This window comes from Streptomyces sp. NPDC056835 (assembly GCF_042789485.1).
Classification (GTDB): Bacteria; Actinomycetota; Actinomycetes; order Streptomycetales; family Streptomycetaceae; genus Streptomyces.
Map to the genome: position 1 here is coordinate 112,001 of NZ_JBHUBB010000027.1, position 18,441 is coordinate 130,441.

Consider the following 18,441-nt stretch of genomic DNA (forward strand, 5'->3'; position numbering starts at 1 on the left):
TCCGCTGCCTGGCATTCGTTGAATCCGATGGTGTATAACCCAGGCGGAATTCACATCGACAGAAAGTGCGGCCATGCCGACGACCGAAGAGCCGGCAGGACCGGGTAAGTCCGAAACCCCGGACGCCACAGGGGATTCCCAGACCCCTGACGACCGCCGCGTCCACCGGGGCGGCATCGCCGTCGCCGCGGCCGTGCTGCTCGCATGCGGCGCGTTCGTCACCTACGGAGTCCTCGACTCCGATGACGACCCGGCGGACAAGCGGCCGACCACGTCCACCGCCGAGGTGACCTACGAGGTGCTCGGCGAGGGCGCGGCCGACATCTCCTACCGCGGGGCCGGCGCCGACAAGGCGGACGTCGTCACCGGCGCCCGCCTGCCGTGGAGGAAGACCGTGAGCGTTCCGCTCGGCGCTTCCCCGATCGTCAACGTCACCCTCGGCGAGAAGGGCGGCACGGCCAGCTGCACCCTGGCCGTACGTGGCAAGCACGTCCAACGCGCCACCGCCACCGGCGCCTTCGGCCGGACCACGTGCGGCGGCGAACTCCCCACCCCCGAAGCGTCCGCAGTCCCTGAAGGAGCCCAGTGACCCCGCACGGGCTCTGCGGACCACCGCACGGTGAACCAACGGCCTATTCGGCCGACAACCTCAGCCAGAGGCCACTGGCAGGACGTCCGGCGAGAGCGCGCCGGCGCGGACAGAACCGCTCGTCATCCGGCGGCGGTGATGGCGCCGGCACAGCACCTCGTACCCGACCTCGTTCCCGTTCTGGTGGACATCCCCGACGACGACCTGCGCTCCCTCGACCACCATGGCGCCGCCGACCGTCCGCGCGTTGTGCGTCGCCCGCGCGCCGCACCAGCAGAGCGCTTCCACCTGAAGGACCTCGACCCGGTCGGCCAGCTCCACCAGCCGCTGCGATCCGGGGAAGAGCTTGGAGCGGAAGTCGGTCGTGATACCGAAGGCGAAGACGTCCAGTTCCAGATCGTCCACCACCCGCGCGAGCTGGTCGACCTGCTCGGGGGCGAGGAACTGGGCCTCATCGGCGATGACATAGTCACACCGGCCGCCCTTGGAGAGCCGGTCCACCAGATAGGCGTAGAAGTCGAAGCCCTCGGCGGCCTCGACGGCGTCGGTCACCAGACCGAGCCGGGAGGAGAGCTTGCCCTCGCCCGCGCGGTCGTCGCGGGTGAAGATCATGCCCTGGAGCCCGCGCGCGGAACGGTTGTGCTCGATCTGAAGAGCGAGGGTGCTCTTTCCGCAGTCCATCGTTCCGGAGAAGAACACCAGCTCTGGCATGAGGGGGTGACGGCCTTTCGGTGACAGGAGGAGGGCCCGGAAACCGCGACGAGCGGTCCGTCAGGCGCTAAGAGCGTACTTCGAGGAGCGGGACAAGCTGCTCGACGGGGGTCATCGAACCATGCATCCCGACCATCGCCGACTCGTGCGGCTCCTGAACGGAGGCGGTGATCACCACATCGTCGTGGGCCGCCGCGACGACATCGCCGATCCGGCCGTACACCCGCTCGTCCATCGCGCCGGGCGGTCCGAACCAGCCCGCCGCGATCGCCTCGTCCCGGCTCGCCACCCAGAAACGCTCGCCGAGCACTTCGCGCCAGACGGTGAGCACATCGGTCTCGGCGCCCGGTACGGCGTAGACATGGCGGGCCCGGCCCTCGCCGCCGAGCAGCGCGACTCCGGCGCGCAGCTCCCAGTCCTCGTCGAAGTCGATGCGCGACTCCTCGTCGAAGGGGATGTCGATCATGCCGTGGTCGGCGGTCACGTAGAGGGCGGCCCGGGGCGGCAGTTGGTCGGCGAGGCGCTGGACGAGCCGGTCGACATACATCAGCTGACCGCGCCAGGCGTCGGAGTCGACGCCGAAGCGATGCCCCTTGCCGTCGACCTCGCTGTAGTACGTGTAGACCAGCGACCGGTCCGCCGCGCCGAGTTGGTCGGCGGCCAGATCCATTCGCTCCTCGCCGGAGAGCCGGCCGAGGAAGGTCCCGCCGCTGAGCGCGATCTTGGTGAGCGGGGTGTGGGCGAAGGTCGGCGACGAGACCTGGGCGGTGTGGACGCCCGCGGCGTCGGCGAGCTGGAAGACGGTGGGGTACGGCTGCCAGACGTGCGGCGCGGTCCAGGGCTTCCAACGGAGCTGGTTCATCAGCGCGCCGGTCGCGGGGTCGCGGACCGTGTAGCCGGGCAGGCCGTGGGCGGCGGGCGGCAGACCCGTACCGACGGAGGCGAGAGAGGTCGCGGTGGTGGCCGGGAAGCCCGCGGTGAGGGGGCGTCCCGTGTTGCCGCGCGAGCTGCCGAGCAGCGAGGTCAGATAGGGCGCTTCGTCCGGATGTGCCGTGATCTGTTCCCAGCCGAGGCCATCGATCAGAAAGACGCAGTTCCGGTCGGCGGGGGTCAGTTCAGGGATGGCCGCGGTCAGGTTCGGTACGCCCTGGCCGGCCGCGAGCGTCGGCAGCAGATCGGCGAGCGAGCCACTGCCGTACTCGGGCAGCGGGGCGGAGTCGAGGGCGAGCGGGACGGGGTCCTGCCAGAGGGCTTCGGCGGCCATCAGCGGCCGGGCGCCGTGCCGGCGGCGGTGGCTTCGGAGAGTGCCTGGGCGAACGCGAGCGTCTGGCGGACGGTGTCCGGGCCGTCACCGGCCTCGCTGACACGCAGGCTCAGATCGTCGGCGGTGGAGCTGCCGGTGTAGCCGTGGTCCGCCTCGCAGTTGGGGTCGCCGCAGGCGGCGGGCTCCAGATCGATCCGGGAGACGGCGCCCCAGCCGATGGTGAGGACGACTTCACGCGGCGGGGTGCCGGGGGTGTACGACTCCGGGTTGGCGACGACGCGGCTGACCACGACCGACGAGATGCGGTCGAGCTTGACCGACTCGGTGGAGGTGGTGGCGTACGGGGTCGGGGAGCTGGAGTCGGCGGTCTGCTCGTCGGTGTGGCTCACGATGAAGCGGTGGGCCGTCAGGACGAGGACGGTGACATGCCGGCGTACCTCATTGGCGTCGAAGGTGGTCTCCTGATGCACCACGTACGACGCGATCGGCTCGCCACCGACGGCGGCCTCCACCGCCTCGGCCACGAGAGCCGGGTAGTAGCCGCTGCGCTCGATCGCCGTGCGCAGCCCCTGGGTCGTCGTACCGGTCTTCGCCATGGGCTCCATCCTACGGTGGCCGGATGGCTGCCGGAGACGCCCCGTACGGGCGTCATCCGGCCGGAGCCCCAGGTTTCGATCAGTAGCTGGGAAGCCGGCGCGGGCCGAGGTCGTCGCGGGCGGGCGGCGGTGCGAGACGGACGTTCGCGCCGAGGACGGTGAGTCCCCGCGTGGCGACGACCACCGGCTCCAGGGTGACGGAGACGATCTCGGGGTGGTCGTCGACCAGCCGGGACACCCTCAGAAGCAGCTCCTCCAGGGCGGGGGTGTCGACCGGTGTGGAGCCGCGCCAGCCGAACAGGAGGGGCGCCGAGCGGATGGATCTGATCTGCTCGGCGACATCGCGGTCGGTGGCCGGTACGAGCCGGTGGGCGAGATCGCCGAGGAGTTCGGAGGGAGCTCCGGCGAGCCCGAAGGAGAGCACGGCCCCGGCGGCGGCGTCGATGGCGGCCCGTACGACGGTGTCCACGCCGCGCGGGGCCATGGCCTGGACGACGGGCCGCAGCTCGGCGGGGCCGCCGAGGGATTCGGTCAGCTCGCGGTGGGCGAGGCGCAGTTGTGCCTCGTCGGCGAGGTCGAGTCGTACGCCCCCGAGGTCGGAGCGGTGGCGCAGATGGGGTGCCGTGGTCTTCAGCGCGACGGGGTAGCCGAGCCTGTTCGCCGCGGCGACGGCGTCGTCGGGGCCGGGCGCGGGGAGGGTGGGGCGTACGGGGATGCCGTACAGCCCGAGCAGTTCCCGCGTGTCGGCGGCGCCGAGGGGGACGCCGTGGCGGTCCGGGGTGTCACCGAGCAGCCGCTCGATGAGCGCGGCGGCCGCGTTCTGGTCGATGGTGTCGTCGAGGGATTCGGGCACCTTGCCGGGCTCCGCGCTCTGCCGTCGCCACTGCGCGTACCGGACGGCCTCGGCGAGCGCGCGGACGGCGCGTTCCGCGGCGGGGTAGGCGGGGATCCGGCCGGAGGAGGCGGGGGCGGGTGGTACAGCGGGGGCGGGTGGTGCGGCGGGGGCGGCGGCTTCACCGGCCGGTCGCGGGGGCGGGGGCGTGGTCCCGGGAGTGGGCGCGGCCGGGCCCCGCGCGCTGCCCTCCACCGCCGCCAGCGCGTCCGCCAGGCCGCCGATCTCCACGTGGACCACCACGACCGGCTTGCCCGGGGCGCTCGCCACGGCCTCACGCAGCGTGGTGCCCAGGGCGCCGCCGTTGGCGGGGTCCGACGTGCCGGTCTCCCCCACGTGCGGGATCGCGGTCACCACGACCGCGTCGAAGACCGGGTCGGACAGGGCCGTCGTGAGGGCGGCGCGGAAGTCCTCCGGGGTCGCGGCGGTGGTGAGGTCGCGCGGCGGCGAGGGACGCAGGCCCTCCGTCAGACAGGCGTCGTAGGTGAGCAGACCAAGGGACTCGGAGTTGCCGAGGATCGCCACGCGCGGGCCGGCCGGCAGCGGCTGGGAGGCGAGCAGGAGGCCCGCGTCGACCAGTTCGGTGACCGTGTCGACCCGGATCACCCCGGCCTGCCGCAGCAGCGCCGAGACCGTCGCGTCCGGGATACGCGTGACCGGGACCGCGTGGCCGGGCGGCGCGCTGCCGCTGTGGCGCGCGCCCTTGACGACCACGACCGGCTTCAGCGCCGCCGTGCGCCGGGCGAGCCGGGTGAACTTCCGCGGGTTGCCGATCGATTCGAGGTAGAGGAGGGCGACATCGGTGTCCGGGTCCTCGTACCAGTACTGGAGGATGTCGTTGCCGGAGACGTCCGCGCGGTTGCCCGCGGAGACGAAGGACGACAGGCCCGCGCCACGCCGGTGGAGCCCGGAGAGCAGGGCGATGCCGATGGCTCCCGACTGGGTGAACAGTCCGATACGGCCCCGCTCGGGCGGCTCGGGCGCGAGCGAGGCGTTCAGCCTGACGGTCTCGGCCGTGTTGATGATCCCGAACGCGTTGGGGCCGATGACGCGCATCCCGTACGAGCGAGCCTGCCGCACCAGTTCGCGCTGGCGCTCCAGGCCCTCGGCGCCGCTCTCCGCGTAACCGGCGGAGAGGACCACCAGGCCCCGGACGCCGTGCCGTCCGCAGTCCGCGACCGCTTCCGGCACCCGCCCCGCCGGTACGGCGAGTACCGCGAGGTCGACAGGGTCACCGATCGCCGCGACGGACCGGAAGGCGGGGACGCCGTCGACCTCGCGCAGGTCCTCGGCGAAGGCGTGGTTCACCGCGTACGCGCGTCCGGTGAAGCCCGCTTCGAGCAGATTGCGCAGGACGGTGCGGCCGACACCGCCGGGTACGCGTCCGGTGCCGACGACGGCGACCGAGCCCGGTGTGAGCAGGCGCTGCACCGAGCGCGCCTCGGCGCGCTGCTCGCGGCCACGCTGCACGGCGAGGGATTCGGCGGTGGGTTCGAGGTCCAGGGTGAGACGGACGGAGCCGTCCTCGAAGCTGCGCTTCTGGGTGTATCCGGCGTCCCGGAACACCTTGATCATCTTGTTGTTGGCGGGCAGCACCTCCGCGGCGAAGCGCCGGATGCCCCGCTCGCGGGCGACCGCCGCGATGTGCTCAAGCAGGGCTGAGGCGACACCGCGCCCCTGGTGCGCGTCCTGGACGAGGAAGGCGACCTCGGCCTCGTCGGCGGGCGCGGTCGCCGGGAGCCCCCGCTCGTCGATGCGGTCGTACCGTACGGTGGCGACGAACTCGCCGCCCACCGTCACGGCGAGCCCCACCCGGTCCACGTAGTCGTGGTGGGTGAAGCGGTGCACGTCCCGGTCGGAGAGGCGCGGGTAGGGGGCGAAGAACCGGTAGTACTTCGACTCGTCGGAGACCTGTTCGTAGAAGCTGACCAGCCTCTCCGCGTCGGCGGTGGTGATGGGCCTGATCCGCGCGGTGCCTCCGTCGCGCAGCACCACGTCCGCTTCCCAGTGGTCGGGGTACGCGTGGTCCGACGGCGTCTCCATGGGCAAAGCCTACGGCGCGGGCGGCTCCACGGCCCGGGTCCCGGGACAGGTCCGGGGTCGGGGCGGAGGACCGACCGGGGGTGGCACGGGTGTGACCGAGATACGCGCCAAAGGGGCAACGGGATGCCGACGTGTGGATGGACGGAGTCGCCGCGGGGAAGATCACCGACTTCGCCGGGGAGGCGGACGCGGCGGACGCCTCGGAGCTGCGGGACTTCGTCCCCGTCAAACGCATCGCACTGGTCGCGGCCCTGACGCACAAGGCCAGGATGCGGGTGCGCGACGACCTGGCGACGATGTTCCGCAAGCGCGTGGCGACGAAGATCAAGAAGGCCAAGGCGGAGCTGGAGGAGATCCGGCTCGCCGAGCGGGAGATCGTCGAGTCCCTGATCGGGAACTACCGCACCGTGCTCAAGCACATCGACGAGGGCGGCCCGGCCCAGGAGGCGTTGGAGAAGGCCGCGGCCATGACCGCCGAAGTCCGCCAGGCCCTTCAGGGGCCTGGACGAGGAGGCGCCGGTGGACGAGGTCGCGACGCGGCTTGAGGGCAGCGTCTCCCCGGCGGTCCTTGCCCTGGTGAAGGCCCAGGTGATGCAGGCCGGCGGGTTCGGCGCGGTCACGGAGCCACCACCAACACGCAACAGTACTTATATAAGTACTGTTAAGATGCTAGGCGTGACCGAGGAACATGCACCCGATCCCACCCAGCAGAGCCACTGGCGGCCGCTACGGCTTCTCCAGGCGTCGATGGACGCGGACATCGCCCGGATCTACTCCGAGGGGCGTATCGACGGGCTCAAGACGAACTTCGTGATGGAACTGCTCCGGCTGCACGCCTGCGGGCCGATGACCATCACCGAACTGGCCGAGTCAGTCGGCCGAACCCACTCTGCACTCAGCCAGAAAGTAGCCGCGATGCGCACGGCTGGCTGGGTTCAGACCGTCCCGGGCGATGATGCGCGCAGCAAAAAAGTGACGCTCACGGACAACGCCCGCAGCATCGTAGGCCGCCTGGCTGCGGAGTGGCAGGCGACCGAAGCCGCCATCGCCGATATCGAGGCCGAGATCCCCTACCCGCTTACCCGGGTCGTCACCGACATTGAGCAGGCCCTGGAGCGCAAGAGCTTCCACGACCGGATCGCCGAGAAGCTGGCGGAGGACCCCGCATGGAAGTGAGGCACGCACTGCTCGACGTGACCCCGCTACGGACGTCACCACCGTTCCGACGGCTGTGGATCAGCGGGGCTCTCTCTGGGCTCGGCGGCCAGATGACGCTCGTCGCTGTGATGTTCCAGGTCTGGAAAAATGACGGACAGCACCGCCTGGACAGGCGCCGTTGGCCTGGCCCAAGCCATTCCACTCGTCGTCCTCGGACTCTTCGCCGGCTCGGTCGTCGACCGCGTGGACCGGCGGAAGTTCTACTTGATCACGACCAGCGGCCAAGCCGTCTGTTCGCTGGTTCTCGCTCTCCAGGGCTTCCTCGGGAACTTCCCGGCCGCGGGGGTACTGCTGCTGGTCGCGGTTCAATCCTGTTTCGTCGCCGGCAGCGGCCCGGCGTCACGCACCTTCATCCCGCGCCTTCTGCCCAAGGAGCAACTTGCGGCCGGGCTGGCACTGAACCGGATCGCTTTCCAGGGCGCCATGCTGATCGGACCCGCGCTGGGCGGCCTGACGGTGGGCGGGCTGGGCGTCGCCGGCTGCTACCTGATCGACGCGCTCACCTTCGCTGCGGCGATCTTCGGTGCGCTGGGCTTGCCCCGGATGAGCCCGGGGGACGAGCCCGCCCGGCCCGGCTTGCGGGGCGCACTGGATGGCCTCGCCTTCCTGGTCCGCACTCCCGTCATCCGCGGAGCACTCCTCACAGACCTGGCCACCACCGTGCTGTCGATGCCGATCAGCCTGTTCCCCCTGATCAACGCGGAGCGGTTCGGCAACAACCCACGCACTCTCGGGCTGTTCCTCACGGCCATCGCAGTCGGCGGCGTCGCCGCTTCCCTCTTCTCCGGGACCTTCACCCGTCTGTCCCGCCCCGGCCTGGTGATGCTCGGCGGATCAGCCACATGGGGCGCGGCACTCGCTTTATTCGGACTGTCGCCCAACCCGTGGGCGGGTCTGGCCTTCTTGGCCCTGGCCGGCGCTGCCGACACCGTTTCGGTGGTCTCCCGGAGCACCATCGTCCAGATGCACACCCCGAACGAGCTCCTTGGCCGTGTCAGCGCCGCCGAACAGATCGTCGGACAAGCCGGTCCGGACATCGGCAACATGCGCGGCGGTCTCGTCGCGGGCGCCACCTCCGGCATGACAGCCCTGGTCAGCGGCGGATTGCTCTGCATCGGCGCCGTCGCACTGGTCGGAACGATCACACCGGGCCTGCGCTGGTTCTCGGCGATGGCGCCTCGCCAGGCAGCACCATCCAGTCAGTAGGACTCGGCCCTGGAGAACCGACGGCGGGAGCGGCCCGAGGCCCCTCCCGCCCCGTCCGCCAGAGCTGCGTTCGGAAGACGCAGCGCAGACGCCCCAGCCCGACGTCGCTCCAGCCACCACATCACTCAACCTTCGTTGAGGATCGCTCAACCTTCACTGCGACGGGTCACTGACGGCAGGCGGGGCGGTCGTAGACGGCGTCACGGCCCTGGAGTCCTAGCTCAGACATAAGCCGCAAACTAGGCCAGATGATCACACCCCGCCGCTATGGCGGCCTGTTCGTCGTGTTCACGCAGCATCCGCATGACGGTGGCGGGCGAGGGGTGTTGGCCACCCCTCTTCGCGCCGCTGGTGATGGCGAGGACGCCTGGCGATGTCGCGCAAGCTCATCTCCTGGTCGCGCGAATGGAGGGCCATGGACAGCATGTCGTCGTCGGTCACCCCGGCGCCGCCGATGGTCTTGCCGCGCTTCCGTGCGCTCTCGTGGCCTTCGAGAGTGCGGTCGAGGATGTACCCGCGCTCCATGCCGGACATGGCCGCGAGCACGGTGAATTCGGGGAGTTCGTGGTCGAGGGCTTCCGGATGTCGCAAGCCCGGATGGGGCACTGCCCTCTCAGACGGTGTACGAGTTGCTCTTCTTCGCCATGAGCCACATGTAATACCACTGGTCGTCGCGTAGTGTCCTCGGGCTGTTCTCTGCGGCATTATGGATGATTTCCCAAACCCCACCGGCCCCGGCCGCACCGAAGAGAGGAAGCGCCGCCGTCATCGCTGGCCCATAGACTGCGACAAGCACGGCTCCGACAGTTCCGATGACTGCGCCAGTGACCGAGATCGCACGCTTTCTGCGGGCAACATTCATTTGCGACTGGATGCGCCTGATCTCGCCTTCCAGCTGATTCCCGATCTTGCGCAGTTCGTGCTCCATGTGGTCACTTTGAACGGCTCCATCGAGATCTGTAAGGCTTTGCTGGAAGAATCTTTTGACCGCGCGGTAGGAGCCAAATTCCTCGACCGTGATGCGGCTAGCGGTAGCCATCGGCACGCCATCGATAAATGGAAGGTCCATCTGGAGAATAGGGCGCACCACGCGGCTCTGTACCGACCCACTGCCAGAACCTTCCACCTCCTCGATGACTCTTCCGTCCCGCACCAAGAAGGTGACCTCGGCGATCGCCTCCGCCGAGGGGTGGAAGTAGCGCCGTACGTTCTCCGGCTTCTTGTGCCGGGACTTCGCCATCAGCATCGGCAGGCTGGCCCCGGCTTCGCCGAGGTGCGTGAGGCCCGAATGCCGGTACTCGTGAAGGTCCCGGCCCGTGCCCGGCGCCTCGCCGACTGCGGTGTGGGCGTCGAGCAGAGCACGGGCCTGGCCTTACGACAGCCGGACCAGCCCGGTGTCCGGGCACACGTCACGTGGCGCGAGGACCTTGCCGGGACCCGGCTTGCGGTGGGTGACGAACACCGGCCCGCGCGTGCGGCCCTTGATCAGCCGGGGCAGCAGGCGGGCGGTGCCGGCGTCCCAGTACACGGGCTCCAGGACGTAGTCCTCGCGCGGGGCACCGCGGCGCCGGGTGCGCGGCTTCGCGCCCTTGGCCTTCAGCGGGGCCCGGCGGGCGGCAAGGTCCAGCTCCTCGATGTTGACGCCGAGGATCTCCTCCGCCCGCGCGACGGTTTCGTAGAGCATCCGCCACAGCGTCTTCTCCCGGAGGTGGACGTCACGGCGGGCGATCAGCCGGTCGACGGCCATCTTCGAGCGGGCCGGGGTCTCCGAGTCCGGCGGGGGCATCCGCTTCACCCAGGCCGGGACCGCCGGGCCGTCGTACCCGCGCTCGGCACACCAGCCCAGCCAGGACAGCACCGCCGCCCGGCGGGCGTTCCACGTGTTGACCGCGGCCTCGCCCCACAGCTGTTCGAGGGCGCCGCCGATCTCGTCGTCCGCGACGGTCGCGAGCGGGCGGGCCTCGCCAAGGTGTTCGGCGGTCTTGCCGACGCCGATTCCGTACGACCGGAGCGTGTTCGCGTTGTCGAGCGAGTCGAGGAACACGTCGGCCGCCGCGCGGACGGTCAACGCCTTCCCGAGGGGCAGTCGTACGACGGCGGGCACCGTTTCCCCCTTTGCCACAGATAACGGGGCCGCTTCACGCACGGCCCCGAGAACGTCGCCGCAGGTCGTGATCAGCGATGCCGCGGATAATAGGGCGTTATCTGCGGGAAGACTTCAGACGGGTCCGGCCGCCGACGATCCGTCAGCCGCCCACCAGGGCCGATCAAGGCTCAGCGCCGGTTTTCGTTCCGATGTTCCTCAACCCCCGTCTTCAGCCCAGTCGTCGCCGACGAACAGCACCCGCTTCTCCAACCTCTCGACGAACTCGTGCGTGCGGCCTGCGGAAGACACAGCTCGCGCCCTGATGGATCCGTGCTCACGCCCGAACAGCTCGGCGGGCACGCCATCCCATCAGCAGTCATGGCCTCCCGGCCGGACCAGCAGGGGCACGGTCTGACACCAGAGCTCGAACGGCTCCGGCGGGGATAGTGCTCACCTACTGGCGGCCACCTACCGAGTCTTACTCACGACCCGATAGATCCCATCAGGCGCGGGTGGGAGCGATGTAGCGCCGGACGGCGACCATGAGGCCGAAGGCCAGGGCGAGACCCGCCAGATGGGAGCCGCCCAGGACGGTCTTGGCGGTGGCGCCGGTGAGGTCCTGGTCGTGGGTGACGACCTGGCCAGTGGCGTAGCAGGCGCCCCAGATGATCAGCATGGCCACGATCAGGATGACGAGGCCCCGGTCTCCTATCTCTGACCCCCGGTGCAAAGTAGCTGCCGCTCTCTTCTGCCCTCCCGATGCTTCATGTCCGTCCGGTTCGTTAGGCCGAACGAGTAGTCGGCGGAGGGGAGGGAGCGTTCATGCGCCGGGAGTGGTCGCCAGAGGACGTGGTGGCGTGCTGGACGCCGGTGGGTAGCGACTGGGACCTAGTCGCGAACAAGTCCGGCCCGACCCGGCTCGGCTTCGTTATCTGGAGTCACTGAGGCACTGTCCAGGACGTGCAGCACGTACGGGTGAAGCCCCCTCGGCCCCGTCCTGGATGGGATTACCTTCCGTCATCCCCGGAACCCGGCCAGCACGGCCGACCAGACAGCAACAGAGTCCCGCCATACCCGCTGAGCAGCACGGACGCTGAATCAGCGCCGCCTGCGCGCAGGACGGCTCTCCGGCCGCGGGGCCTGCACTCGCGTGTGCCCTGCACGCCCTCAACGAGGTCTCCAACGGCGTCGGGCCGGGCCCCGCCGCCGCGGTGCTGCCCATCTCCTGCCCGGACGGATCCGTGCTCGGCCAGTTCGCGGCCGACACCCAGGACGCGGAGATCCTGGCCAAGCGCGTGCACGAGATGTCCGCCGACCGGTCGTACTCGCGGCGGGTCTTGCGCTGTATCAGGATGGCCGGGGTGCTGTCGAAAGGCTGGCATCGGGCGCGGTGAGCGCGGTGCACACCGGGTGTGGTGCTGACGCGCGAGGTGCAGCCCTGACCGCGCCGTACTGTCTATGCCCTGATCGAGCGCGGCCCGCTCGGCGTCGTCCAGTTCAGCGGTGCGCAGGACGTCCCCGGAGGAGATCCCCGATCTCGCCGGGACGCTGTGGCGGCAGACCAGGCACGGGCCATGATCGCTTGCGTATGCGGGCGGAGCTGCCGCTGATCATGTCGTGCGGATCGGTCCTGCACGGTGGGTTCCGGTAAGCAGAGCTTCGGCATGCTTGCGGAAAGCGGTGACCAGACGGCTGCGGTCGCCGGTGCGCGTGGCGAGTACGACCTGGCTCGGTTCGACCCCACGCAACGGGACGGTGGTGAGGCTGGGATGCAGGCCGGTCGCGTGGTCGAGGGGCGACCCGATGGCCACGGCCTGCCCGGCGGCGATGAGTTCGTGTTTGTCCTCAAGGGCTTCGACCAGGGGGCCGTCGGGCGCGGGCCGCCCGTCGGGCCGGGGATCGAGCCGCCAGTAGGCGTTCAGCAACGGGGCGGACTGGCGTACGTGGGGGATCGGCTCGTCGGCGATGTCGCCGAGGGTGACCGACTCCTTGCCGGCCAGACGGTGGTCCCGGGGCACGACCAGTACGCGCGGTTCGTCGTAGAGGACGGTGACGCGCAGCTGGTCGGTGGGGAACGGCAGGCGCGTCACCACCGCGTCGACGCGGTGCTCCAGCAGCGCGCCGCGCGAGTCGTTCCAGGCGAGCAGGCGGGTGTGGACCTCGGCATCGGGATTGCGGTCGAGCAGGGCGCGCACGGCCGGAGTGATGACCAGCCCCTTGGTGTAGCCGATGGTGATGCTGCTGGGCCGGGCCGCGGCCCGGGTGCGGGCCATCGCCTCGACCGCGGCGCGCAGCACCCCCTGGGCCCGGGGCAGGAAAACCTCGCCGGCCTCGCTGAGCCGGGTGCCGCGCGTGGTGCGGTCGAGCAGGCGGACGCCCACTTGCTGTTCGAGGCGGCGGATCTGCCGGCTCAGCGACGGCTGGGTGGTGTGCAGCGCTTCGGCGGCACGGCCGAAGTGCTGGTACTCGGCGACCACCGTGAAGCACTGCACCAGCCGGAGGTCGAGGTCCACGGGTGCGGGGAAGCGTTCGGACACCACCCCACTCTAGCTGGCCTTATACGCAGCCTGTATTACATGTGTCGGAACAATCATTGGACTGCGCGCTCGTCGCGGCCGCACCGTGGTGACCATGACATCGGACAGCGTGACACCGTTTCGTATCGACATTCCGGACAGTGCCCTGGAGGATCTGAAGGACCGGCTCCACCGGGTACGCCTTGCTGGCCGGGAGACAGCGCCGGACAGCAGCCAGGGGGTGCAGCGGGAGCGCCTTGAGGGGCTGCTGGAGTACTGGGCCACCGGGTACGACTGGCGCGATCTGGAGCGGCGGCTCAACGAGCTGGGCCAGTTCCGCACGACCATCGACGGTCTCGGCCTCCACTTCATGCACGTACGCTCACCCCGCCCCGACGCCACCCCCCTGTTGCTGCTGCACGGATGGCCGGGCTCGTTCCTGGAGTTCCTCAAGACCGTCGGCCCGCTCACCGAGCACGGCTTCCACCTCGTCGTCCCCTCGATGCCCGGCTACGGCTTCTCCGACCAACCCGCCTCGACAGGCTGGGGCCCGGACCGGATCGCCCGCGCGTACGGCGTGCTCATGAGGCGCCTCGGTTATGACTCCTACCTGGCCCAGGGCGGCGACTGGGGCGGTGTCGTCGCGACCCGCATGGGGGCGCAGCGCCTGACGGGCCTGCGTGCGATCCACGTCAACTTCCCTGAGTTCCTCGCCGCACCACCGGTCGGCGACGCCCCGACCCCTGAGGAGAAGGCCGCACTCGAACAGGGCAGCCGCTTCTTCGCCGTCCATTCCGGATACCACGTCGTGCAGCGCACCCGGCCGCAGACCATCGGCTACGCCCTGACCGACTCCCCGGCCGGGCAGGCCGCCTGGATCTACGAGAAGTTCCTCGACTGGGCCCGGCCCGACGCCCTCACCCCCGACGAGATCCTCGACCACATCTCCCTGTACTGGTTCACCGGCACCGCTGCTTCCTCCGCCCGCCTGTACTGGGAGTACGCCCGGCAGCCGCTCGCTCTGACCGAGCTGGACCTTCCCGTTGGGGTCAGCGTCTTCCCGGACGAACTGACGCGTACCCCGCGCATCTGGTCCGAGCGCGCCTATCACGACCTGCGCTACTTCAACGACGACATCCCCGCGGGCGGCCACTTCGCCGCCCTGGAGCAGCCTGAGCTGTTCGTCGAGGAGATCGTCAAGTTCGCGCGGACGGTGGCCGCATGAAGACGGTCGTGATCACCGGGGGCACGGACGGCATCGGGCGCGGCCTCGCCCGTATCTACCTCGAGCGTGGGGACCAGGTCGTGGTCGTCGGGACGGACAAGGCCAAGGCCGAGCCCGGCGCCTGGTTCATCCGGGCCGACCTGGAGCTCATCGACGAGAACAGGCGGCTGATCAACCGGCTCTCCGCCGAGCTCGACACGATCGACGTCCTTGTCCTGGGTGCCCGGTTCCAGCGCTCCAGGCGTAGGGAGACCGCCGACGGCCTGGAGTCCAACTTCGCGCTGACCTACCTCAGCCGTTTCCTGCTCAGCCACGGCCTGGCCGGCCTACTCGGCCGCGCCGCGGATCCGGTCGTGCTCAACTTCGGCGGCGCCGGGCGTTTCGGGCCCCCACGTTGGGACGACCTTCAGCAGCGGACGCAGTATCACGGCCTCACCGCGATGATCCAGGCCGGGATCCTCAACGCTGCGCTCGCGGTCGACTTCGTCGGCCGTCACCCCGCCATCCGGTACGTGAACACCTTCCCCGGCACCGTCGCCACGAGCTTCGCCGGCGATTACGACGAGGCCGAGGCCGCGCAGATCGGTTGTCTTCGCGCGACCGGTAAATCCGTGGAGACCGCCGTCAAGGAGATCCTGCCGTTCCTGGATTCCGGCGCCCCGGGCCACCCCGTCGCCGTGAGCGAGGGAAGCGCCGTCCCCCTGGACCCTCAGGCATCCTCCCTCGCCGACGCGCGGCGGCTCTACGACTACACCCGGGAGGTGCTTGCCCGATGAAGTGGGTCAGCTACCACTCCGCCGACGGCTCCACGCGCTGCGGCGTGGTGCACGACAACAGGATCCACGCCGTGGGCTTGGGCCTGTTGAAGCTACTGCGCGCCGAAGGCGGGCTGGAGGCCGCGGCAACCAGAGAACCGTCTGAGATCGTCGAGTTGGCTACGGCCGACCTGCTGCCGCCGATACCGGTGCCCCCGGCGGTCCGGGACTTCGCCGCGTTCGAACGTCACATCAGTAACGCGGGTAAGGCAGCCGTTGGCGACGGCAGGGTCAGCCCGGTCTGGTACGAGTATCCGCTCTTCTACTTCTCCAACCCGGCGGCGATCAAGGGACCGCACGACGAGGTCCCCATCGCCCCGGGCGCTCAGTTGTGGGACTACGAGGTCGAGGTCGCCGCGGTGATCGCCGGGGACTGCTCGAACCTTGACGCCGCCACCGCGGAGAATCACATAGCCGGCTACCTGGTCTACTGCGACTGGAGCGCACGCGATTTCTCCGCGAGCGAGATGGGGTTCGTGTACGGCCCGTCCAAGAGCAAGGACGCCTCGACCAGCCTCGGCCCGTTCCTCGTCACCCCCGACGAACTGGAGCCCTACCGCTCGGGCAAAGGCTATGCCCTGCGGATGGACGGGTACGTCAACGATGAGCATTACGGCGGCGGCAGCTGGGACGAGATCCACTGGTCGTTCGGCGAGATGCTGGCGCACGCGTCGCGCGGCACCTCGCTGCGAGCCGGTGACATCCTCGCCAGCGGCCCCGTGGGCACCGGCTGCATCCAGGAGTTGTCCGGCCGCCGCCGCTACCTGGCACCGGGAGACACGGTCCGGATCGAAGTGCAGGAACTCGGCGCGATCTCCGCACGGATCACCGCGCCAGAGCCGTCCTGACGTACCGGATGCACCAAAAACGATCTTGCCCCTTCCACTTGTCGGGAGACCACCGAGATGCGTCTCGCCAGCACCTTCGCTCGCGCTGACATGGATCTGAACGCCGTCCGCGAGGTCAGCCTCACCATCAACGCGACCCACCTGTTCGTCTACTTCATCCCCGAGGCACCGGAAGAGGCCGCCAAGCTGGGCGTAACCGAGTACGCACCGGCGTACTTCGCGTTCCGGTCAGCCCCGATGGGCGCAGTCCCATGGCAGGTCACACTCGCGGCCTTCTACAACTTCAGCCCGCGGTCGGTGCAGGTCATGGCAGGCGTGTGGGACACAGCGACGCCAGAGGAGTGGCAGGCCGCTCGCTTCGCAGCCGTCGATCGTGCGTTGCAGCGCGTCGACGTGAGCCTCACCGCCGATCAGATCGCCGAGGCACGATCGCTGATCGCCCCGGTCGTCGCGAGCGCCGACTACGCCGGGAAGACGATGGCTGCCGCCAACGCCTCGGTCCCCCTCCCAGCCGATCCGCTCGTCGCGCTATGGCAGCAGATCACGGTGCTGCGCGAGTGGCGCGGCGACGCGCATGTCACCGTGCTCGCCGCCAACGACCTCGGGCCGTGTGACTGCAACGTTCTGCAAACCGCGACAGGTCACTTCCCGGAAGCGATCGCGCGTGCCACCCGGCTGTGGGACGACGAGGAGGTGGCTGCGGCAACAACACGCCTCGTTGCTCGCGGCTGGCTCAACGCCGACGGCACCGCTACCGATGCCGGCATCGCGGCGCGCGAGCAGATCGAGGTCGAGACCGACGAGCACTGCGCGGCGCTGTGGACGCCGATCGGCGACGCCAACATCCGTCGCCTCACCTCGCTCATCATGCCGATCCACGACGCGTTCACCGCAGCCAGGACATACCCCTTCCGCGTGGAGAGGGGAGACACGCAGTCCGCCGATCCGGAGGCCGCCAGGTAGGCCCCGTTCTCGTGTAACCGCGACGAACGGACAAGTAGCAGGGTGACGCCGAGGGCTGAACCGGGCGCGAGGGCCGAGGGCACGGCGATCATCGGCAGCAGTGATTCCGCTTATCGGACTTCCGGTGCGCCTGACGGCTCGTCAGCGCGGTGCCGCAGTAAGGACGAGATGGACGCCGACACCGTCAACCGGGAGTTGTCCATCGCGCGCAAGGCGATCGGCTGGTGGCAGCGCCAGGGCTGGATAGAAGGCGACCCGACGATCGGCATCGAGCGGCGGCCGGCACCGCCTGACCGCACCAGGGCTCTCGCGGAGAATCAGATCGCTGCCCTGTGGCGCCTCGACGTCGCGCTGCGGGAGAAGACGCAGTGGAAGATGCTCTACGAGTCTGCCGCACGGGCCGACGAGGTGCTGTGCCTGAACGTGGAAGACCTGTACCCGCAGGACAAGCGGGGGAAGATCACCGCCAAGGGCGGGGCGACCGAGTGGATTCACTGGCAGTCCGGCACCGCCCAGCTCCTGCCCCGCCTCATCGCCCGCCGCACCCGCGGCCCGCTGTTCCTCACCGACCGCAAGGCGCCGGCCGGAACACCGACGCTCGACGTGTGCCCGGAGACCGGCCGGGCCCGGCTCTCCTACCGCCGCGCTGAGGAGATCTTCGAGGAGAACACCCGGCTGCTGGCCAACCCCCTCGCCTCACCCGACGACATCGAGGACCTGGACGGCTGGACCCTGCACCGGCTACGGCACAGTGCCCTCACGCACGGCGCGGAAGACGGCACCTCCACCCCGATGCTGCTGGCCCGCTCCCGCCACGCCTCGGTCCGCTCTCTGGAGCGATACGCACGGCCCGGCGTCGACTCGGTCGCTCGGCACGTCGCCGAACGCGACCCCGCTGCACGTCGCCGCACGTAGCTCCGAGCGGATCAGGGCTTCAAGATCATTCCGTTGCCCCTTTGGCGCGTATCTCGGTCACACCCCTGGAACGGGTGCACCGCGCGGCCCATGAGACGCTGGTCTAGACATCGTTTTTGAGACTTGAAGGGCAACACCATGGCTGAGCGCCGCGTCAATGTCGGCTGGGCCGAGGGCCTGCACGCCCGTCCCGCCTCCATCTTCGTCCGCGCCGCCACGGCCACCGGCGTCCCGGTGACGATCGCGAAGGCCGACGGCAACCCCGTCAACGCCGCGTCGATGCTCGCGGTGCTCGGCCTGGGCGCGCAGGGCGGCGAGGAGGTCGTGCTCGCTTCCGAGGCGGAGGGCGCCGACATCGCTCTGGACCGGCTGGCGAAGCTGGTCGCCGAAGGGCTCGACGAGCTGCCCGAGACGGTCTGACCACTTCCCAGGACGTCTGAGCGTATTTCCACGACGGAGCCGCGGGGGGGGGAAATTAAGGGGCCGCGGCGCGGGTTTTCCTGGGGGGGGCGCAAAAAGGGGCGGGCGCGTGTGTAATTAATTTTTTTAAGGGG

17 protein-coding genes and 2 pseudogenes are annotated in these 18,441 nt (G+C 69.8%); 11 read left to right on the forward strand and 8 right to left on the reverse strand.

The annotated features are described in order from the left end of the window. Positions 1–73 precede the first annotated feature (73 nt). On the forward strand, positions 74–589 hold the full coding sequence (locus ACFRMN_RS27760; RefSeq protein ID WP_383024117.1) for an MmpS family transport accessory protein: 516 nt from the start codon (positions 74–76) through the stop codon (positions 587–589). Between the two features lie 60 nt (positions 590–649). Here the strand turns inward: ACFRMN_RS27760 and ACFRMN_RS27765 are convergent, their stop codons facing one another. The 4 genes from ACFRMN_RS27765 to ACFRMN_RS27780 all read right to left on the reverse strand — a co-directional run bounded on the left by ACFRMN_RS27765 (position 650) and on the right by ACFRMN_RS27780 (position 6,095). Then, positions 650–1,300 (reverse strand): thymidine kinase, encoded by a 651-nt coding sequence (locus tag ACFRMN_RS27765; RefSeq protein WP_383024119.1) that lies wholly within the window; start codon positions 1,298–1,300, stop codon positions 650–652. A gap of 67 nt (positions 1,301–1,367) precedes the next feature. Further along, the gene (locus ACFRMN_RS27770) at positions 1,368–2,564 is read right to left on the reverse strand and encodes an alkaline phosphatase family protein (RefSeq protein ID WP_383024122.1); all 1,197 of its coding nucleotides are present in this window, start codon (positions 2,562–2,564) and stop codon (positions 1,368–1,370) included. Then, the gene (locus tag ACFRMN_RS27775; RefSeq protein ID WP_383024125.1) at positions 2,564–3,160 is read right to left on the reverse strand and encodes a DUF5998 family protein; all 597 of its coding nucleotides are present in this window, start codon (positions 3,158–3,160) and stop codon (positions 2,564–2,566) included. The genes ACFRMN_RS27770 and ACFRMN_RS27775 overlap by 1 nt, the downstream gene beginning before the upstream one ends. Before the next feature lie 79 nt (positions 3,161–3,239). Further along, a complete protein-coding gene (locus ACFRMN_RS27780; protein WP_383024127.1) occupies positions 3,240–6,095 on the reverse strand; it encodes a GNAT family N-acetyltransferase in 2,856 nt (951 codons plus the stop codon). 137 nt (positions 6,096–6,232) lie between these two features. On the opposite strand from ACFRMN_RS27780, the gene ACFRMN_RS27785 reads away from it, so the two are divergent. The 3 genes and pseudogenes from ACFRMN_RS27785 (at position 6,233) to ACFRMN_RS27795 (ending at position 8,519) form a co-directional block, all read left to right on the forward strand. Next, positions 6,233–6,640 carry a hypothetical protein gene (locus tag ACFRMN_RS27785; RefSeq protein ID WP_383024130.1) on the forward strand — a complete coding sequence of 136 codons (408 nt, stop codon included), beginning with the start codon at positions 6,233–6,235 and terminating at the stop codon, positions 6,638–6,640. Beyond that, a complete protein-coding gene (locus ACFRMN_RS27790; RefSeq protein ID WP_383024133.1) occupies positions 6,615–7,271 on the forward strand; it encodes a MarR family winged helix-turn-helix transcriptional regulator in 657 nt (218 codons plus the stop codon). Before ACFRMN_RS27785 ends, ACFRMN_RS27790 begins: the two co-directional genes overlap by 26 nt. Beyond that, positions 7,262–8,519, forward strand: a pseudogene (locus ACFRMN_RS27795) (MFS transporter). The gene ACFRMN_RS27790 and the pseudogene ACFRMN_RS27795 overlap by 10 nt, the downstream one beginning before the upstream one ends. Before the next feature lie 288 nt (positions 8,520–8,807). On the opposite strand, the gene ACFRMN_RS27800 reads toward ACFRMN_RS27795, so the two are convergent. The 3 genes and pseudogenes from ACFRMN_RS27800 to ACFRMN_RS27810 all read right to left on the reverse strand — a co-directional run bounded on the left by ACFRMN_RS27800 (position 8,808) and on the right by ACFRMN_RS27810 (position 11,287). Then, positions 8,808–9,110, reverse strand: a complete 303-nt coding sequence (locus tag ACFRMN_RS27800) for a hypothetical protein (protein WP_383024136.1) — start codon at positions 9,108–9,110, stop codon at positions 8,808–8,810. A 550-nt stretch (positions 9,111–9,660) separates the two neighbouring features. Further along, positions 9,661–10,623 (reverse strand): annotated as a pseudogene (locus ACFRMN_RS27805) (tyrosine-type recombinase/integrase); the annotation flags it as partial. A gap of 484 nt (positions 10,624–11,107) precedes the next feature. Next, positions 11,108–11,287, reverse strand: a complete 180-nt coding sequence (locus ACFRMN_RS27810; RefSeq protein WP_383024139.1) for a hypothetical protein — start codon at positions 11,285–11,287, stop codon at positions 11,108–11,110. A 529-nt stretch (positions 11,288–11,816) separates the two neighbouring features. Between ACFRMN_RS27810 and ACFRMN_RS27815 the strand changes: the two genes are divergently transcribed. Then, complete coding sequence (locus tag ACFRMN_RS27815; protein ID WP_383024141.1) at positions 11,817–11,999, forward strand: hypothetical protein; 183 nt, start codon at positions 11,817–11,819, stop codon at positions 11,997–11,999. 216 nt (positions 12,000–12,215) lie between these two features. On the opposite strand, the gene ACFRMN_RS27820 is transcribed toward ACFRMN_RS27815, so the two are convergent. Continuing rightward, the gene (locus ACFRMN_RS27820) at positions 12,216–13,142 is read right to left on the reverse strand and encodes a LysR family transcriptional regulator (protein WP_383024144.1); all 927 of its coding nucleotides are present in this window, start codon (positions 13,140–13,142) and stop codon (positions 12,216–12,218) included. Positions 13,143–13,236: 94 nt separating this feature from the next. On the opposite strand from ACFRMN_RS27820, the gene ACFRMN_RS27825 reads away from it, so the two are divergent. The 6 genes from ACFRMN_RS27825 to ACFRMN_RS27850 all read left to right on the forward strand — a co-directional run bounded on the left by ACFRMN_RS27825 (position 13,237) and on the right by ACFRMN_RS27850 (position 18,307). Beyond that, entirely contained in the window at positions 13,237–14,346 is a 1,110-nt protein-coding gene (locus ACFRMN_RS27825) for an epoxide hydrolase family protein (RefSeq protein WP_383024146.1), read from the forward strand. After that, the gene (locus ACFRMN_RS27830; RefSeq protein WP_365750011.1) at positions 14,343–15,122 is read left to right on the forward strand and encodes an SDR family NAD(P)-dependent oxidoreductase; all 780 of its coding nucleotides are present in this window, start codon (positions 14,343–14,345) and stop codon (positions 15,120–15,122) included. Before ACFRMN_RS27825 ends, ACFRMN_RS27830 begins: the two co-directional genes overlap by 4 nt. Further along, positions 15,119–16,009 (forward strand): fumarylacetoacetate hydrolase family protein, encoded by an 891-nt coding sequence (locus tag ACFRMN_RS27835; RefSeq protein WP_383024150.1) that lies wholly within the window; start codon positions 15,119–15,121, stop codon positions 16,007–16,009. The genes ACFRMN_RS27830 and ACFRMN_RS27835 overlap by 4 nt, the downstream gene beginning before the upstream one ends. A gap of 57 nt (positions 16,010–16,066) precedes the next feature. Next, positions 16,067–16,972 carry a hypothetical protein gene (locus ACFRMN_RS27840; protein ID WP_383024152.1) on the forward strand — a complete coding sequence of 302 codons (906 nt, stop codon included), beginning with the start codon at positions 16,067–16,069 and terminating at the stop codon, positions 16,970–16,972. A gap of 168 nt (positions 16,973–17,140) precedes the next feature. Continuing rightward, positions 17,141–17,887 carry a tyrosine-type recombinase/integrase gene (locus tag ACFRMN_RS27845; protein ID WP_383024155.1) on the forward strand — a complete coding sequence of 249 codons (747 nt, stop codon included), beginning with the start codon at positions 17,141–17,143 and terminating at the stop codon, positions 17,885–17,887. 138 nt (positions 17,888–18,025) lie between these two features. Then, a complete protein-coding gene (locus ACFRMN_RS27850) occupies positions 18,026–18,307 on the forward strand; it encodes an HPr family phosphocarrier protein (RefSeq protein WP_383024157.1) in 282 nt (93 codons plus the stop codon). The last annotated feature ends 134 nt before the right edge of the window (positions 18,308–18,441 follow it).

Excerpts from the sequence above, each read along its gene's own strand:
- ACFRMN_RS27760 (WP_383024117.1), top strand. The coding sequence starts at position 74 with ATGCCGACGACCGAAGAGCCGGCAGGACCGGGTAAGTCCGAAACCCCG.
- ACFRMN_RS27765 (WP_383024119.1), bottom strand. The coding sequence starts at position 1,300 with ATGCCAGAGCTGGTGTTCTTCTCCGGAACGATGGACTGCGGAAAGAGC.
- ACFRMN_RS27770 (WP_383024122.1), bottom strand. The coding sequence starts at position 2,564 with ATGGCCGCCGAAGCCCTCTGGCAGGACCCCGTCCCGCTCGCCCTCGAC.
- ACFRMN_RS27775 (WP_383024125.1), bottom strand. The coding sequence starts at position 3,160 with ATGGCGAAGACCGGTACGACGACCCAGGGGCTGCGCACGGCGATCGAG.
- ACFRMN_RS27780 (WP_383024127.1), bottom strand. The coding sequence starts at position 6,095 with ATGGAGACGCCGTCGGACCACGCGTACCCCGACCACTGGGAAGCGGAC.
- ACFRMN_RS27785 (WP_383024130.1), top strand. The coding sequence starts at position 6,233 with ATGGACGGAGTCGCCGCGGGGAAGATCACCGACTTCGCCGGGGAGGCG.
- ACFRMN_RS27825 (WP_383024146.1), top strand. The coding sequence starts at position 13,237 with ATGACATCGGACAGCGTGACACCGTTTCGTATCGACATTCCGGACAGT.
- ACFRMN_RS27830 (WP_365750011.1), top strand. The coding sequence starts at position 14,343 with ATGAAGACGGTCGTGATCACCGGGGGCACGGACGGCATCGGGCGCGGC.
- ACFRMN_RS27835 (WP_383024150.1), top strand. The coding sequence starts at position 15,119 with ATGAAGTGGGTCAGCTACCACTCCGCCGACGGCTCCACGCGCTGCGGC.
- ACFRMN_RS27840 (WP_383024152.1), top strand. The coding sequence starts at position 16,067 with ATGCGTCTCGCCAGCACCTTCGCTCGCGCTGACATGGATCTGAACGCC.
- ACFRMN_RS27845 (WP_383024155.1), top strand. The coding sequence starts at position 17,141 with ATGGACGCCGACACCGTCAACCGGGAGTTGTCCATCGCGCGCAAGGCG.
- ACFRMN_RS27850 (WP_383024157.1), top strand. The coding sequence starts at position 18,026 with ATGGCTGAGCGCCGCGTCAATGTCGGCTGGGCCGAGGGCCTGCACGCC.